Source organism: Mycolicibacterium baixiangningiae, from assembly GCF_016313185.1.
Classification (GTDB): Bacteria; Actinomycetota; Actinomycetes; order Mycobacteriales; family Mycobacteriaceae; genus Mycobacterium; species Mycobacterium baixiangningiae.
On sequence record NZ_CP066218.1, the window covers coordinates 222,875 to 238,471 of the forward strand.

General features: G+C 68.5%; 15 protein-coding genes. 7 read left to right on the forward strand and 8 right to left on the reverse strand.

Going from position 1 to position 15,597, the window contains the following annotated elements; genetic code table 11:
- Positions 1-14: 14 nt before the first annotated feature.
- Positions 15-1,997 (reverse strand): M13 family metallopeptidase, encoded by a 1,983-nt coding sequence (locus I7X18_RS01110; protein WP_232375378.1) that lies wholly within the window; start codon positions 1,995-1,997, stop codon positions 15-17.
- A gap of 40 nt (positions 1,998-2,037) precedes the next feature.
- Between I7X18_RS01110 and I7X18_RS01115 the strand changes: the two genes are divergently transcribed.
- Both I7X18_RS01115 and I7X18_RS01120 read left to right on the forward strand, forming a co-directional pair.
- The gene (locus I7X18_RS01115) at positions 2,038-2,652 is read left to right on the forward strand and encodes a hypothetical protein (RefSeq protein ID WP_193045067.1); all 615 of its coding nucleotides are present in this window, start codon (positions 2,038-2,040) and stop codon (positions 2,650-2,652) included.
- Entirely contained in the window at positions 2,649-3,338 is a 690-nt protein-coding gene (locus I7X18_RS01120) for a hypothetical protein (protein ID WP_193045066.1), read from the forward strand. The genes I7X18_RS01115 and I7X18_RS01120 overlap by 4 nt, the downstream gene beginning before the upstream one ends.
- A 56-nt stretch (positions 3,339-3,394) precedes the next feature.
- Here the strand turns inward: I7X18_RS01120 and I7X18_RS01125 are convergent, their stop codons facing one another.
- Genes I7X18_RS01125 through I7X18_RS01135 form a run of 3 tightly spaced genes read right to left on the reverse strand, consistent with a single transcriptional unit; the run spans position 3,395 to position 7,314 of the window.
- Positions 3,395-3,823, reverse strand: coding sequence for a CoA-binding protein (locus tag I7X18_RS01125; RefSeq protein ID WP_193045065.1), 429 nt, complete (start codon positions 3,821-3,823; stop codon positions 3,395-3,397).
- A 15-nt stretch (positions 3,824-3,838) separates the two neighbouring features.
- Positions 3,839-4,366, reverse strand: coding sequence for an XRE family transcriptional regulator (locus I7X18_RS01130; protein ID WP_193045064.1), 528 nt, complete (start codon positions 4,364-4,366; stop codon positions 3,839-3,841).
- Positions 4,363-7,314 (reverse strand): MMPL family transporter, encoded by a 2,952-nt coding sequence (locus I7X18_RS01135; protein ID WP_193045062.1) that lies wholly within the window; start codon positions 7,312-7,314, stop codon positions 4,363-4,365. Before I7X18_RS01135 ends, I7X18_RS01130 begins: the two co-directional genes overlap by 4 nt.
- 337 nt (positions 7,315-7,651) lie before the next feature.
- Between I7X18_RS01135 and I7X18_RS01140 the strand changes: the two genes are divergently transcribed.
- From I7X18_RS01140 to I7X18_RS01155, 4 genes are all read left to right on the forward strand, one after another.
- A complete protein-coding gene (locus tag I7X18_RS01140; protein ID WP_193045060.1) occupies positions 7,652-8,164 on the forward strand; it encodes a hemophore in 513 nt (170 codons plus the stop codon).
- 157 nt (positions 8,165-8,321) lie between these two features.
- A complete protein-coding gene (locus I7X18_RS01145) occupies positions 8,322-8,717 on the forward strand; it encodes a heme-binding protein (RefSeq protein ID WP_193045058.1) in 396 nt (131 codons plus the stop codon).
- Between the two features lie 71 nt (positions 8,718-8,788).
- The gene (locus I7X18_RS01150; protein ID WP_193045057.1) at positions 8,789-9,457 is read left to right on the forward strand and encodes a response regulator transcription factor; all 669 of its coding nucleotides are present in this window, start codon (positions 8,789-8,791) and stop codon (positions 9,455-9,457) included.
- Between the two features lie 4 nt (positions 9,458-9,461).
- The gene (locus tag I7X18_RS01155; protein ID WP_193045056.1) at positions 9,462-10,799 is read left to right on the forward strand and encodes a sensor histidine kinase; all 1,338 of its coding nucleotides are present in this window, start codon (positions 9,462-9,464) and stop codon (positions 10,797-10,799) included.
- On the opposite strand, the gene I7X18_RS01160 is transcribed toward I7X18_RS01155, so the two are convergent.
- Both I7X18_RS01160 and I7X18_RS01165 read right to left on the reverse strand, forming a co-directional pair.
- Positions 10,787-11,164: a DUF3054 domain-containing protein gene (locus I7X18_RS01160; protein ID WP_193045054.1), complete on the reverse strand. Its 378-nt coding sequence runs from the start codon at positions 11,162-11,164 to the stop codon at positions 10,787-10,789. The two genes, I7X18_RS01155 and I7X18_RS01160, sit on opposite strands and share 13 nt — an antisense overlap.
- Positions 11,165-11,268: 104 nt before the next feature.
- Positions 11,269-12,405, reverse strand: coding sequence for a lysylphosphatidylglycerol synthase transmembrane domain-containing protein (locus I7X18_RS01165; RefSeq protein ID WP_193045053.1), 1,137 nt, complete (start codon positions 12,403-12,405; stop codon positions 11,269-11,271).
- Between the two features lie 96 nt (positions 12,406-12,501).
- On the opposite strand from I7X18_RS01165, the gene I7X18_RS01170 reads away from it, so the two are divergent.
- Positions 12,502-13,647, forward strand: a complete 1,146-nt coding sequence (locus tag I7X18_RS01170) for an AI-2E family transporter (protein WP_193045051.1) — start codon at positions 12,502-12,504, stop codon at positions 13,645-13,647.
- Positions 13,648-13,671: 24 nt separating this feature from the next.
- Here I7X18_RS01170 and I7X18_RS01175 read toward each other — a convergent pair whose 3' ends face one another.
- Both I7X18_RS01175 and I7X18_RS01180 read right to left on the reverse strand, forming a co-directional pair.
- On the reverse strand, positions 13,672-14,643 hold the full coding sequence (locus I7X18_RS01175; protein WP_193048679.1) for an IS481 family transposase: 972 nt from the start codon (positions 14,641-14,643) through the stop codon (positions 13,672-13,674).
- A 110-nt stretch (positions 14,644-14,753) separates the two neighbouring features.
- Complete coding sequence (locus tag I7X18_RS01180; RefSeq protein WP_232375379.1) at positions 14,754-15,407, reverse strand: sigma-70 family RNA polymerase sigma factor; 654 nt, start codon at positions 15,405-15,407, stop codon at positions 14,754-14,756.
- Positions 15,408-15,597 lie beyond the last annotated feature (190 nt).

The following is a 15,597-nucleotide window of genomic DNA, read 5'->3' on the forward strand; positions in this document are numbered from 1 at the left end:
GCACGCCGAAATCGCTAGTTCCAGATGCGTACGCGGCGCTCGGGATCTAGATACAGCGCGTCGGATTTGTCGACTTCGAACGCCTCGTAGAACGCGTCGAGGTTGCGGATGACACCGTTGCAGCGGAACTCCGGCGGCGAATGCGGATCGGTCGCCAGCCGCCGGATCGCTTCGGCGGAGCGGTATTTGGTGCGCCACACCTGCGCCCAGCCGATGAACACCCGCTGCACACCGGTCAACCCGTCGATCACCGGAGCCGGCTCGCCTTTCAGCGACAGCTCATACGCGAGCAGCGCGATCGACAGCCCGCCGAGATCGCCGATGTTCTCGCCGACGGTGAACGCGCCGTTCACGTGATGGCCGTTGGTGTCGGCGAGTTCCCTGGGCGTGTACAGCTCGTACTGTTCGATCAGCGCCTTCGTGCGGGCGCCGAACTCGGTGCGGTCCTCATCGGTCCACCAGTCCACCAGGTTGCCGTCACCGTCGTACTTGGCGCCCTGATCGTCGAAACCGTGTCCGATCTCGTGGCCGATCACCGCGCCGATCCCGCCGTAGTTGGCGGCGTCGTCGGCGTCGGCGTCGAAGAACGGCGGCTGCAGAATCGCTGCGGGGAAGACGATCTCGTTCATGCCCGGGTTGTAGTAGGCGTTGACCGTCTGCGGCGTCATGAACCACTCGTCGCGGTCCACCGGCCCGCCGAGCTTGTGCAGTTCCCGGTCGGAGGCCAGCTGGTAGCCGCGGCGGTAGTTGCCGTAGAGGTCGTCGCGCTCGATGACCAGCTCGGAATAGTCCTTCCAGTGCGCCGGGTAGCCGATCTTCGGGGTGAACTTGTCCAGCTTCGCCAGCGCCTTCTCGCGGGTCTGCGGCGTCATCCACTCCAGCGAGTTGATGCTCACCCGGTAGGCCTCGCGCAGGTTGGCGACCAGCTCGTCCATCCGCGCCTTGGCATTCGGCGGGAAGTGCCGCTGCACGTAGAGCTTGCCCAGCGCCTCGCCCATCAGGTTCTCCACCACGGAGACCCCGCGCTTCCAGCGGTCTCGGATCTGCTCGGTGCCCGAGAGCAGGCGGCCGTAGAACGAGAAGTCCTCCTCGACCAGCTCGTCGGTCAGCAGGAACGCCCGGGCGTGGATGAGCCGCCAGCGGACCCAGTCCTTCCAGTCCTCGAGCGGTTCGGCGGCCCATGCGGCCGCGAACGCGGTGAGGTAGTCGGGCTGGCGCACCACGACCTCGGCGACCGCCTCGGGCGTGGCCCCCAGGCCGCCCACCCAGCCGGCCCAGTCGAAGCCGGGGGCCTCGGTCGGCAGGTCGGCGAAGGTGCGCAGGTTGTAGGTGAGGTCGGCGTCGCGGCGCTTGACGACATCCCAGTGCGCCGCGGCCAGCTTCGTCTCCAGCGCGACGACCCGCTGTGCGGTGTCCTCATGCGAACCGCCGTACACCAACGCGAACATCGCCGCGATGTGCCGCGGGTAGGCGGCCAGAATCTCGGCGTGCTGCTCCTCGCGGTAATACGATTCGTCGGGCAGCCCGATCCCGGACTGGCTGACGTGCAGAAGGTAGCGGGTCGAATCCTTGGAGTCGGTGTCGACGTATGCCCCGGCGCCACCACCGACGCCGGTGCGCTGCAGACCGCCGAGGACCGCCGCGAGCGCATCGGGGCTGTCGGCGGCGTCGACGAGCGCGAGTTCGTCGAGCAGCGGCTGCACACCGAGGCGCGCGACCGCGGCCTCGTCGAGGAAGCTGGCGTACAAGTCGCCGATGCGCTGCTCGTCGGTGCCGGGTGCGCCGCCGGATTCCGCCGCTTCGGTGATCAGGTCGCGGATCTGTTCCTCGGCCCGGTCGTAGAGGGTGCGGAACGCGCCGTCGGCCGCCCGGTCTGCCGGGATCTCGTATTCGGCCAGCCAGCGGCCGTTGACGTAGCCGAACAGGTCGTCCTGCGGGCGGGCTTGCGGGTCGACGTAGCTCAGATCCAGACCCGATTTGATCGCTTCAACCGTCACCCCAACATGTTGCCAGAGGCGCACCGGTACCCTCACGGCCATGCCCGACGAGCTCACCGAAGAGCGTGCTCACGCGGACGAATCCGCCGACGACCGGGTGTTCACCGGTTTCGGCATCGCGTCCGCGGTCCTCGCCGCCCTCTCGGTCGCCGCGGTGGTTCTGGCCGTCATGATCTGGTCCGGACACCGCGAGGATTCCGACGAACGCGTCTACCAGACCCGCGTGCTGCAGGCCGCCGCCGACTGGACCGGCGTGCTGGTCAACATGAACAAGGACACCGTCGACGCCAGCATGGAGCGCTTGCACGAGAACACCATCGGCGAGCTCAACGTGGATTTCGACTCCGCTGTCGAGCCGTACCGCCAACTCGTCCAGCGGTTGCAGACCCGCACGACCGGTCAGGTCGACTCGGTCTCCATCGAATCGCTCTACCACCCGGTTCCGGGCCCGGACGGTGGCCCCGCGCTGGCGCCGCCGCCGGATCCGCAGCTGTCGTCGTTCGCGTCCCGCACCGATACCGTCCTGGTGGTCGCGACGTCGCTCAGCGAGAACGCCGGCAACAAGGAGCCGCAGACCGTGCGCTGGACGCTGCGCCTGAATGTCTCCGACGTCGACGGCAAGCTGATGATCTCTCGGCTGGAGCCGATCCGATGAGGAACCGGCTGCGCGTCCTGGTGTTCGACGTGCTGGCGCCCGTCGCGGCCATCGCCGGCCTCGTCTACGTCGGGCTCGCGCTCGGATGGCCGCTGTGGTGGGTGTCGGTCTGTTCGGTGCTGTGTCTGCTGATCGTGCAGGGCGTGATCGTCAACATCGCGCTGATGCGGCGCGACGGCGTCACCGTCGGCACCGACGACGACGGGCCCGGGCTGCGGTTGGCCGTCATGGGCCTGGCCACCGTCGCGCTGATCGCTGCCGTCGTGGTCGGCTACCAGCGCTGGACGGTGCCCGACCGTGCGTTCACCGCGGACAGCGCGGAGGTGGTGCGCATCGCCAGCAGCGTCTCCGAGGCCACCGCCACCTTCTCACCGCAGAGCCCGACGGCCTCGATCGACCGCGCGGCGGCGCAGATGGCGCCCGAGCGGGCCGACGCCTTCAAGGACGAGTTCGCCGGCGTCGCCAAGGAGCTGACGAGCAGGAACGTCTCCGCACAGGCCAGCACCGTCTCGGCGGGGGTGGAGGCGATCGGACCGCGGGACGCGAGCGTCGCGGTGGTGCTGCGCGGTACGCAGAGCGTGCCGGGGCAACCCGTCGACAATGCGGTGCTCGCACTGCGGGTGACGCTGTCGAAGGACGGCGGCCGCTGGCTGGTCGAGGACGTCACGCCGATCCACGCCCGCTGAATCGGTGATTTCGGCGTGCTGGGTCGCGCTGGACGCGACTGCGCACGCCGAAATCCCTACAGGAGGCGGGCGTAGTCGACCTTGAGGCAGCGGTCCATCACGACCTGCAGCCCTGCGGCGACGCCGTCGCGCGCGATCTGCTCATCCCACAGACCCTGCTGCAGCCACAGCGTCTTCGCCCCGACCGCGACGGCGTCGTGCAGCACCGACGGCAACTCGCTGGAGCGCCGGAACACGTCGACCATGTCGGGGACGACGGGCAGATCGGCCAGCGACGGATACACCGTGGTCCCGTCGATCTCGTCGACCGTCGGGTTGACCAGGTAGAGCTCGTAGTGGCTGGCCGAGCGCAGGTAGTCCCACACCCCGTAACTCGGTCGCATCGGATTCGCCGACGCGCCCACCACCGCGACCGTGCGGGTCTCGCGCATGATGCGCCGCAGGTCGTCGTGCTCGGGTTCGGTCCACTCAGCGGTGTCGGTCATACCGCAAGCATTCCCCTACCGCGGGCTGTCCGAACGCTGCGCCCGGATCTTGGCGAACCGTTCCGACAGCCGCCCCATCCGGATCATCAACGACGCCGACGGGCTGACCTCACCGTCGAGGTAACTCTGGAACTCGTCGACCGCGACGCCGATACGAGACGCGAACTCCGGCGCGCCCAGCCCCGACCGGTTGAGCAGCAGCTGCACATGGTGGCCGACCTCGGTGCGTTCGGCGGCCGCCATCTGCTCCCGCGTCCGCACCAGCACCTCGGCCAGCGCCTTCGACACCCCGTAGGGCCGCGCCTTCTCGAGGACCTCCTCGACCTGACGTGCCGTCCGGCCGAAGGGGTCCCGTTTGATCGCGGTGACGATGCGCTGCCAGACCGTGAGGTCGTCGGTCTCGAGCGCGGCCCGGATGGCCGCGGTGGACCAGAACTCCACGGGCCGGTCGTCGATCGACGGACGCCGCGACGTCGTCGAAAGTGGACGGGTCGCGGCAGCAGCGTCGCGGCGGGTCTCCCGCGCGTCGCTCGTCAACGTCACCTCGCCTCCTCGAGCATGGCCACGGCCACCGACAGGCAACGCTGCCTGACCAGTGCCCAGTCGGACTCCGTGTCCGGGTCCGAGATCGCGGCGTCGTGCTCATCGGACGGCTGCGGATCGGCCAGGCGGCGCACCAACTGCGTGGCCACCCACTGCTTTTTCGGCTGTTGACCACAGTAATACCGGTCCATCCCGGACAGTACGATAGCGGCGGTTTGAGTTTCCATCGACTCCACCAGATCGGCGAACTCCGCGTAGTCGCGGCTGCTGTTGCGGCACATGATGAGGTAGCTCTTCAGGCGCAGGGTCTCCGCGCCCGTCGGGATCTGCAGCCGGTCACCGGTCGGCAGCTGCACAGTGGTGGTCTCGACCGGGCTGCGCCGTTCCACCGGGGCGGTCTCGGTCTCCGCCTCGGTCTCCAGCGCGTCGAGCGCCACCGAGAGCCTGCCGCGCCACAGCGTGACCGGGTGCACCGGCAGCGTTGTGCGCACCGTCGTGCCCCTGCCGTCGATGGCGCCGTCGATGTGCCCGTTGCGGCCGACACGCCGGAAGCCGGCGCCGGTGCGCACCTTCACAGTCTGGTCACCGCCGTTGCGGGCCACCAGCCGCTGTTTGATCGGCTGGCAGCCGCTGAACGCCAGCGGATCGGCGACGGTGACGGTCTTGGGCGCCAGGTTCTTCATGCGTGCGGCGGACTTCACCATCATCCGCAGGTCGGCACCCGAGGGTCCGAGCGCGGAGATGTCGTCGGGGATGATGACCAGATCGTCGATCTGCACCTTGGGCAGCGGCTTCTCGAAGTCCACCGACGGCAGGATCCGGTCCAGCCACTTGGGCAGCCACCAGTTCCACTGGTCGAACATCGCCATCAATGCGGGCACGAGCACCAGCCGCACGATGGTCGCGTCGACGGCGATCGCCACCGCACACGCCACGCCCAGCTGGGCGACCAGGGGCATCCCGGCGAACGCGAAGCCGATGAACACCGCGATCATGATCAGCGCCGCGCTGGTGATGGTGCGGGCGCTGGTGCTCACGCCGTAGGCGACCGCGTCGCGGGTGTTGCCCGTCTGCAGGAAGCGTTCCCGGATGCGGGTGAGCAGGAAGATCTCGTAGTCCATCGACAGACCGAACGTCATCGCCAGCACCAGCGGCGGGATCGTGCTGTCCAGCGACGGGATACGTTCGAAGCCGAGCGATTCCAGCCACCCCCACTGGAACACGGCGACAAGGCTGCCGTAGGCGGCGGCGACCGACAGCACGGTCATCACCACCCCCTTGAGGGCGAGGAACACCGACCGTATCGAGATGAGCAGCATCAGGAACGCGATCAGAGAGACGAACCCGAACACCAGGGGCTGCGTCACCGACACCCGGTCGTCGAAGTCCTTGATCAGCGCGGTGGGCCCGCCCACGTCGACGGATACGTTCGGGCCCGCGGCCGACGGCAGGTTGGCGCGCATCCAGTCGACGGTCTCGCGGGCGCCCATGTCCTCGGGGTCGACCGTCAGCACCGCCGACAGCAGGGCGCTGCGGTCGTCCTCTCCGAACACCGCGGGTGTGATCGCCGAGACGTTGGGCGCCTTGGTCATCTCGGCCCGCACGGCCTCCAGCGTCGGCGTCTGGCCCGCCGCGGATGCCGCGTCGCCGTCGGGGAAGGTCACGAGCACCCGGACCGGGCCCAGCGCACCCGGACCCAGCGCCTCCGCGGCCGCGTTCACGCCACCGCGGATCTCGTGGGTCGGCTCGAACTGGCGCTGCATGCTGTTGCCGAGCACCATCATCCAGGCCGGCGCCGCCATGCTGAGCAGCACGACGGTCGCCGCCGTCGCGGCCACCCATGGTCTGCGCATCACCCAACCGGTCCAGCGGGTCCAGAACCGGGACTGGGTGGTGTCGGGCCGCCGGGAGAAGTGCAGATACGACGAGCGTTTGGCGGCTGCCCGCCCGAATGTCGCCAGCACCGCGGGGGTCAGCGTCGTGGAGGTGAGCACCGCGACCGCGACCGCGAGGATCGCACCGGTCGCCATCGACGTCAGTACCGGGGTGTTGATCAGATAGATGCCCGTGACCGACGCGATCACGGTCATACCCGAGAGCAGCACCGCCAGCCCGGAGGTGGCCATCGCGGCGTCGGCGGCCTGCTCGGCGTCGCGGCCCGCGCGCAACTCTTCCCGGAACCGCATCAGGATGAACAGTGAGTAGTCGACGGCGAGGGCGATGCCGAACATCGAGACCGTCGAGGCGACGAACACCGACATCGTGGTGATCGTCGACAGCAGATAGACCAGTCCCATGGTCACGGCCACCGTGCACACCCCGAGTAGCAGCGGCATCGCGGCGGCTGCGAACGATCCGAACACGGCGAGCAGCACGATGAGGACGATCGGCAGGTTCCACTGCTCGGCCTGGGCGACGTCGGTCTTGATCGCCTGGGAGGCCGCCGCACCGAGGGCGCCCTGCCCGATCACGTACATCTTGACCTTGCCGTCGCGGAACTCCCCGGGGTCCTCGCCCTCGATCCCGATGCGGTTTCGGAGCTCTTTCGCCACGTCGGTGGCGCCGGTGTTGTTGAAGTCCAGCGACAGCGTGATCACGTACGGCCGGTCGGGCTGCGGCGCCGGCTGCTGCGGGTTGGGGCTGATCGTGACGCTGGGCACCTCGGCGGCGATCTCCTCGAGATGCGCGACGGCGGCGTTCATATCGTCGTACGACGCGTCAGCCCGGGGTGCGGCGACCAGCGCCAGCGGCGACGCCCCCTGATCGGGGAAGTGGTCCTCGAGTTCGTACTGCACGTGCAGCGACTGGGAGCCCTCGACCTCGAACCCGCCGCCGGTCAGATTCGACGAGTGATTGATCGCGAGATAGATCGAAGGGATGATGAGCAGCGCCCAGGCAATGAAGACCGCCCAGCGGAATCTGCGCAGGGTGCCGCTCAAGCGCATCATGAACTGCTGGATGGCGTCTCCCCAAGATCTCCCGGCGTTTCGCGGCCCGTCTGAGCGAGAGCGTACCCCAGCGTGCGGTAGGGTACCGCGCCCTCAACTCAGCTGAGAGCAAGCTGTGACCAAGCCTCTAACCTGCTCTGATTGCTTCTCGCACGCGAGGCCGACGGCGTTACGTCGGCGCCGTCGGGCCGGGTGGGCCGCCCGCTGAATTGGCGGGCGCCGCCGCGCAGATGGCAGGATGACCGTCGGCTGTCCATATGTCGGGGGACCACTGGGACGCCCGCCGACGGCGTCGTTCGTTGCCCGGCGGGCAGTCCGGAACTTTCCGAGGAGTGCCATGAAGTCGATTCCCCTGACCCGCCGAAGCCTTCACACCGCGTTCGCCGCCACCGCCGCGGTCGCGGTGTTGACCGTGCCCGCGCCGCCGGCGGGCGCGGCACCGGACCCATGTGCCGCCAGCCAGATCGCCAAGACCGTCGCCGCCGTAGCCACGAACACGTCCAACTACCTCGCGGCGAATCCGGAGACCGACCAGGCGCTGACCACCATCTCGCAGCAGCAGGCGGGCCCGGCCTCGCTGGCGGCGCTGAAGGGGTACTTCGACGCCAACCCGCAGGTCGCCTCGGACATGCAGAAAATCCAGCAGCCGTTGACGAACCTGTCCGGGCGGTGCAAGCTGCCCGTCACCATTCCCCAGGTGCTCGGTCTGATGCAGGCCGCCCAGCAGCCGGGCGGCGCCGCACTGCCGGCCGCCCCCGGCGCGGTGTCACCCGCCTCGCGGGCGCCAGTGACGGCCGTGACTCCGGGAGGGGGCCCGCTGCCCGGGCCCGGTACGGCCACCGACCGCTGACATCCCGGCCGCCGCCGATCACGTCGACCTGCTGATTTGAGACTTTTTCCTGCGCTTTGCACCTAAGGCAAGAAACTCCTCTCGAGTTCTGATTAGCTGTGCTGTGGCGACAACCATTGTGGTTTCGGCCTCTTGGATCAGACGAAGGAGCATGTCCATGTTGCTTCCTACGCGTATCGCTCGACGTGTGGTAGCTGGAGCCGCCGGCGCCGGTGCGGTTGCCGGTGCGATGATGTTCGGCGCGGTGCCCGCGATGGCCCAGCCGGCTCCGCCGCCGCCCCCGCCCCCGAACTGCACCGCGGCCGACCTCGCAGGGGTTTCGTCCGGGGTAGCCGCGTCCACATCGGGGTACCTGTTCACCCACCCGCCGGTGAACGACTTCTTCACCAGCCTCGAGGGTCTGCCCCGGGATGAGATCAGGCCCAAGGTGGAGGATTACCTCAACGCCAATCCGCAGGTGAAGGCCGATCTGACGGGCATCCGGCAGCCGCTGGTGGACCTGAAGAACCGCTGCGGGACGGCGACGCCGCCTGAAGACGTAGACAACCCGTAATCCGCGTGCGGACTGGATCCGGGGAGCAGTCCGAACACGCAGCGCATGACAGCACCGGTCGTACGGTGCTGATGGTCGATGACGACCCGGACGTCAGGACGTCCGTCGCGCGCGGGCTCCGACATTCAGGCTTCGACGTGCGCGTCGCGGCCGACGGTAAAGAAGCGCTGCGGATGCTTTCCGCAGAATCGCACGATGCGCTGGTCCTCGACGTGCAGATGCCCGAACTCGACGGTGTCGCCGTGGTGACCGCGCTGCGTGCGCTCGGCAACGACATTCCCATCTGCGTGCTCTCGGCGCGCGACACCGTCAACGACCGCATCGCCGGACTCGAGGCGGGCGCCGACGACTACCTCACCAAACCGTTCGACCTCGGCGAACTGGTGGCACGGTTGCATGCGCTGCTGCGCCGGGCCAGCCACTCCGACCGCCCGTCGGACACCATGACGGTCGGCCCGTTGACCATCGACACCGCGAGGCGTCTGGTGTTCGTCGACGGGGAGCGGGTGGACCTGACCAAGCGTGAGTTCGACCTGCTCGCGGTACTCGCGGAGAACAACGGGGTGGTGCTCTCACGCCAGCGGCTACTCGAGCTGGTGTGGGGTTACGACTTCGACGTGGACACCAATGTCGCCGACGTGTTCATCTCCTACCTGCGGCGCAAACTCGAACGCGATGGTCTGCCCCGGGTGATCCACACCGTGCGCGGGATCGGATACGTCCTGCGCGACGAGCCCTGACGTCGTGTGGTTGCCCCGCGTCTTTCGCTCGGCGTCGCTGCGCACCCGGGTGGCTGTGGCGTCGGCCGCCGCGGCGTCGGCGGTCGTCGCGGCGTTCACGATCCTCACCTCGGTGGTGCTGGCCAACAACGACGCCGCCCAGCTCGACCGCCGGCTCGATTCGATCGTCGACGCCAGCATGTACCCCGAGCAGCTGCAGGATCCGCGCCGCGGTGTGCTGACGACGGGGCGCTCCCGCTCTACCGGTGAGGTGGTGTTCCAGCGCGGGTTCCAGCTGCCGGAGCTGCCCTCGGGCACCGAGACCGTCGAGGTCAACGGGGTGGAGTACCGGGTGCGCACGCTCACCGTCGACCAGGAGGGCGGCGTGCTGGTGTCGATCGGCATCCGCGCCGACAGCATCCTGCTCAGCCGCGGCCGCATCCCGGAGTACGCGCTGGTGGGGCTGGTGACGGTGTTGATCGCCGGCGGCCTGGGGTGGCTGCTCGCCGGTCCCGCGATCCGGCCGCTGCGCAAGCTCACCGAGCAGACCTCCAAACTCGGCACGGGCACCGACGAGATGCCCGAGGTGCGGGGCGCGCGGGAGGCCGAGGAACTGTCCGAGGCGATGTCAGCGATGCTGCGCCGGCTCGCCGCCGCCCAGCAGGCCACGACCAACTCGCTGCAGGCCGCGCAGGACTTCGCCGCCAACGCAGCCCACGAGCTGCGCACCCCGCTCACCGCGATGCGCGCCGATCTGGACACGCTGCGCATCCACGACCTGCCGGACGACGAACGTGCCGAGGTGGTCGCGGACCTGTCGCGCGCGCAGCGCCGGGTGGAGGCCATCATCACCGCGCTGGGGCAACTGGCGTCCGGTCAGCTGGCCCAAGCCGCCGACCGGGAACTGATCGACGTCACCGACACCCTCGACCGGGTGGCCCGGGAGAACATGCGCGCGGCGCCGCAGGTCGAGATCGTGGTCGACGCCGACGATCTCGGCACGGTGTGGGGGTGGCCCGACGGGTTGCGCCTCGCCGTCGACAACCTGGTGCGCAATGCGATCGCCCACGGCGCGGCCGGCCGCGTGGTGCTGAGCGCGCAGCGCAGCAACGGGCGACTCACCATCATCGTGGACGACGACGGACGCGGGCTGCCGGCCGAGGAGCACCAGACAGTGCTCGGGCGGTTCCGCCGGGGCAGCACCGCGGCTTCCGGCGGGTCGGGCCTCGGGCTGGCGCTCGTCGCTCAGCAGGCCGAATTGCACGGCGGCACCATCGAATTGTCCGGCAGCCCGCTCGGCGGGCTGCGCGCCACGCTCACGGTGTCCACGTCACCGGAGCGCAGCGAACCTCAGGTGCTCTGAATCTGCCTGTGCCGCAATGCTGTTACGGCACCGCGCCACCCGAGCAGCAGGAGCGCGGTGACCAGTGACGCGACGATGACGAAGCTGACCGCCACGCCCTGGCCGCTCAGTTTGCGCAGCACCATGCCGACCGCGACGGTGCACACCCACACCAGCACACCGGTCGGGGTGAGCGACAGTGGCCGCCGCCAGGCGCGGGCGGCCAGCCACCCGACGGCGGTGCCGGTGAGGAAGGGCCATGCGGTTTCGGCGACGCCGGCGACCGACAGTCCTTCGGCATGGCTGCGGCGCCCGATCGTGCAGAAGATCACGACGCAGACCAGATCGGCCAGCAGGGCGAGTGCGGTGGTACGGCGGTCAGTCATAGGTCATCACGTCCAGGAACAGGGGGCTGACATCGGTTTCGTCGCGCGGGGGGAACCCCGGTTGCAGGCCCGCGGGTTGTCCGCCGACCAGCGTGTCCACCGCATCACTCCAGGCCCTCGCGGGCGGTCTGCGCTGGCCGGCTGCGGGTCGGCTCCGCGGCGTCGCTCCCGCCGTTGCCCGGCGCGTCCGGGTCGATGTCCTTCTCGGTACGGAACATGAAGAAGAACACCACCCAGCCGATGGCGGCGAGGAAGATCCAGCTGACCAGCCGGTAGATGAGCATGGCCGAGATCGCGCCAGCGAGCGTCATCCCGCTCGACACCAGGCCCGGCACCAGGACCGCCTCCACAACCAGCAGGCCGCCGGGCGTCAGCGGGATGGTGCCGACCGCGCGGGCGGCGGCGTACGCGACGGTCAGACCGGCCAGCGAGGGGTGACCGCCTGCGGCGTAACACGCGAAAGCCAGGCAGGCGACGTCGGCGATCCAGTTGAACAACGACCACCCGAACGCCATACCGAGGTCGCGCCGGCCCAACTGCACCGACTCCAACTGCCGCAGCAACTCCCGCCATTTCGCCAACCCGGTGTCGACGGGCTTGTTGCGCAACGAATTGAACCGGGCCAGCAGTCGCGCGCCGATGCCGTCGATCAACTCGGGCCGGCTCGCGACGGCCTGCGCGAGGATCAGCAGTGCGGCGAATCCGCCGAGGGTGAAGATCAGGGAGAGCGGGTTCTTGGTGGCGCCCAGCAGGAACGCACCGCCGAGGCCCAGTAACGCCAGACCGACACCCTGCAGCACCCCGGACATCACCAGCTGCCAGGACGCCACGACCGGGGTGGCGCCCCACAGCCGCTGCTGCCGGTAGAGGAACGTCGCCGACAGCACCGGGCCGCCGGGCATCGTGGTGCTCAGCGCGTTGCCCGCGTAGTACGCGGCCTCCGACCGCCACTGCCGCAGGTGCACACCGGCCGACCGCAGCAGCGTCCGTTGGATCTGGGCAAAGCTGTGCATGGACGCCAGGGAGGCGACGACGGCGGCGAGCACCCACCACCAGTTGGCGGAGAGGAGACTCTTCCAGGCCTTGGCCAGCTGGTCCCAGACCAGCACCACTTCGACGCTGAGCACGACGACCGCGACTGCGATGAGCACCCAGCGGACCCACCAGTACTTACCGCGGGTGGATCCTTCGGGGTCGGCCCGTCCTCGCTTGGCGTCGTTCGCCGGCGCGTCGTGGGACACGCCCTACAGAGTAACGGTGTGCCCCCGCGGAACGGCCCGGCCTGACGGGCGCGCCGCGGCGAGTGGGCCGGCAGTGACGGCGGTTACGCTCGTCGCATGTCAGAGGGTGCGTTCATGGACGATCAGTCGGTGTCGCCGCTCGTCCGGAAGGCGGCCGCGTGGTCGTGGCGGCTGCTGATCATCTTCGGTGCGCTGCTCGCGGTGCTGTGGGTAATCGGACAGATCGAGATCATCGTCGTGCCGGTGGCGTTGGCCACGATGCTGGCGGCGCTGCTCATGCCGGCGGTGGACTTCCTCGACCGCCGCGGCGCCCCGCGCGGCGGTGCCGTCGCGCTGGTGCTGCTCACCGGCATCGCGGTCGTCGGCGGCCTCCTCACCTTCGTCGTCAGCCAGTTCATCGAAGGTATGCCGGCGCTCGGTGAACAGATCACGCGAAGCATCGACGGGTTGCGGGTGTGGCTGGTCGAGGGTCCGCTGAACCTGAGCCGCGAACAGATCGACAACGCGGGCAACGCCGCGATCGAGGCGGTCCGCAACAATCAGGAACGGCTGACCAGCGGTGCGTTGTCGACCGCCGGCACCATCACCGAGATCGTCACCGGGGCGCTGCTGGTGCTGTTCACGCTGATCTTCCTGCTGCACGGTGGCCGCAACATCTTCAACTTCATCACCAAGGTCTTCCCGCCCGACGTGCGCACCCGGGTCCGCGGGGCCGGGCGCGCCGGGTTCCACTCGCTGATCGGCTACGTGCGGGCCACGTTCCTGGTGGCGCTGGTCGACGCGATCGGCATCGGTACGGGCCTGGCGATCATGGCTGTGCCGCTGGCGCTGCCACTGGCCTCGCTGGTGTTCCTCGGTGCGTTCGTCCCACTGATCGGCGCGGTGCTCACCGGTTTCCTTGCCGTGATCGTCGCACTGCTGACCAAGGGTTTGGTCTACGCGCTGATCACGCTCGGCCTGATCCTGGCTGTCCAGCAACTGGAAGGCCACGTCCTGCAGCCGCTGGTGATGGGCCGCGCGGTGTCGATCCACCCGCTGGCCGTGGTGCTGGCCATCACCGGCGGCGGTGTACTCGCCGGAATCGTCGGCGCGCTGCTCGCGGTGCCCGCCGTGGCGTTCCTCAACAGCGCCATCCGGGTGCTGCTCGCGCGCGACCAGGAGGCCGAGGTCGAGAACCTCGAGGCCGACGACGGACCCCGCATCCAGGCGGAACCCGACGACGTCGAGGAGAAGGTCGACTAGCTGTCGTGACCTGACACGTTGTTGTCAGGCGGCGAGCCGGCTGATGGGTGGTTTTCCGCCGAGGGCGGAGTGGCCTCGTTGAGTGTTGTAGCGGCGTAGGAATCGGTCAAGGCCTTGTGTGCGCAGACTGTTGGATGACCAGGGGCGCGCGTAGGCCCATTCGGTGAGCAGGGTCCGGTTGAATCGCTCAGCTTTGCCGTTGGTCCAGGGGCAACCTGGTCGGATGAATCGGCGTTTGAGTTGCCATGCCGAGCACACCCAGCCCCAGTTCGTGCCGCGCCGGTAGACCAGGGCGTTGTCGGTGAGTAGACGCCGCACACGCACACCGTGGTCGGCGAACCAGGCCAACGCCCGGTGCAGGAATCCGGCGCAGGTCAGGTCCTTCTCGTCGGGCAGCACTTCGCTGTAGGCCAGCCGGGTGTAGTCATCGATGGCGGTGTGGACGTAGTCGTAGCCGATCCTGGTCTTCTTGTGTCTGTGGGCAACTGAGACCGCAGCGTCGCGCCCGTGCAGCCGCCACCCGCCCCCTGCAGGGATGCGGCCGAGCTTTTTGACATCGACATGGACTAGTGATCCGGGTGTGCGGTGTTCGTAGCGGTTGGCGCTGCGCCGCGATGACCGCACCGCCTCTCCCGTGATCGGGTCGATCGCAGACAGATGGGGCACTTCGTGGCGTGCCAGGATCCGTCCGACCGTCGACGGATTGAGACCGAGTTCGGCGGCGAGCACCACCGCGCCCCGCTTGCGGCGTCGCCGAGCTGCCAGCACTTTCTGTTCGACCCGCCTACTGGTGCGCTGGGGCATCCGGATCGGCCGCGAGGACCGGTCGGCCAGCGCCGCGTCGCCGCCCTGGGCGTGCCGGCGTAGCCACTTGTACACCGTTGACCGCGAAACACCCAGCTGTTCAGCCACATGCGCGGGCGGCCAACCAGCAGCGACACGCTCAACGATCAGGCGACGAGCGAACAGGTTGGTACGGGCGTTAGCGTGAGACACGAGGACCTCCTACGGGTGAATGCCAGACACATCCACTCCGTCAGGAGGTCCTCCCAATTTCAAGCAGGCACGCCGTCAACAACCTCCCGGGTCACGACAACTAGCCGGGTTCAGGCGGCCGCGACGAGCCGCCGACGACGTGCCGTCCCACCGAGCAGCACACGTAGCTGTCGTCGCGCCCGGTGGAGTCGTGACATCACCGTCCCGAGGGGTGTGCCCATCATGTCGGCGATGACCGCGTACGGGTAGCCCTCGACATCCGCCAGGTATACGACCATCCTGAACTCGTCGCTCAAGGCGGCCATGGCTGACTGCACCTCGGAGTCTGGTTGTGCGACAAGAAATGTCACCTCGGCGGGCGCCGTGCTGCTTGCCTTGTGAAAGGCAGGCTCATCGGCGAAGTCCTCGATCGGCACTTCGCTCGGGCGCCGCTGCGCGGCTCGGTGGTTGTTGATCCAGGTGTTCTTCAGAATCCGGTACATCCACGCTCTGGTGTTCGTGCCGGGACTGAAGGTCGCGAAACTGCGGTATGCGCTAACGAACGTGTCCTGAACCAGGTCTTCGGCATCGGACGCGCGGTTGGTCATCCGCATCGCCGCGCGGAGCAACTCGGCGCGCAGTGGAATCACTTCTATCGCGAAACGCGTTGTGAGTGAGTCGGTGTCGTGGTCGAAGGCGGTGCTGTCACTTGATCTGTCTTCTGTCGCTACGGATCTCATGGGTCCGACGTTAGGCACCGCTCTGAGCGCAGGCAGCGTTCTCACACCGAACTCAAAGATCTGTAGGGCAAATATCTCTGGCGCAGAACAGATCTCACCCGACCAAGACATCCGGGACGACCCATATGGATCTCCTATGAGTTGTCGGGGCGAGCCACGTCTCGGGTGATAGTGGGCTGACCGAACCGTCCCCCGAGCAGCGCGGGGTCGGACACCTCGAAACAGCTCTATGAGA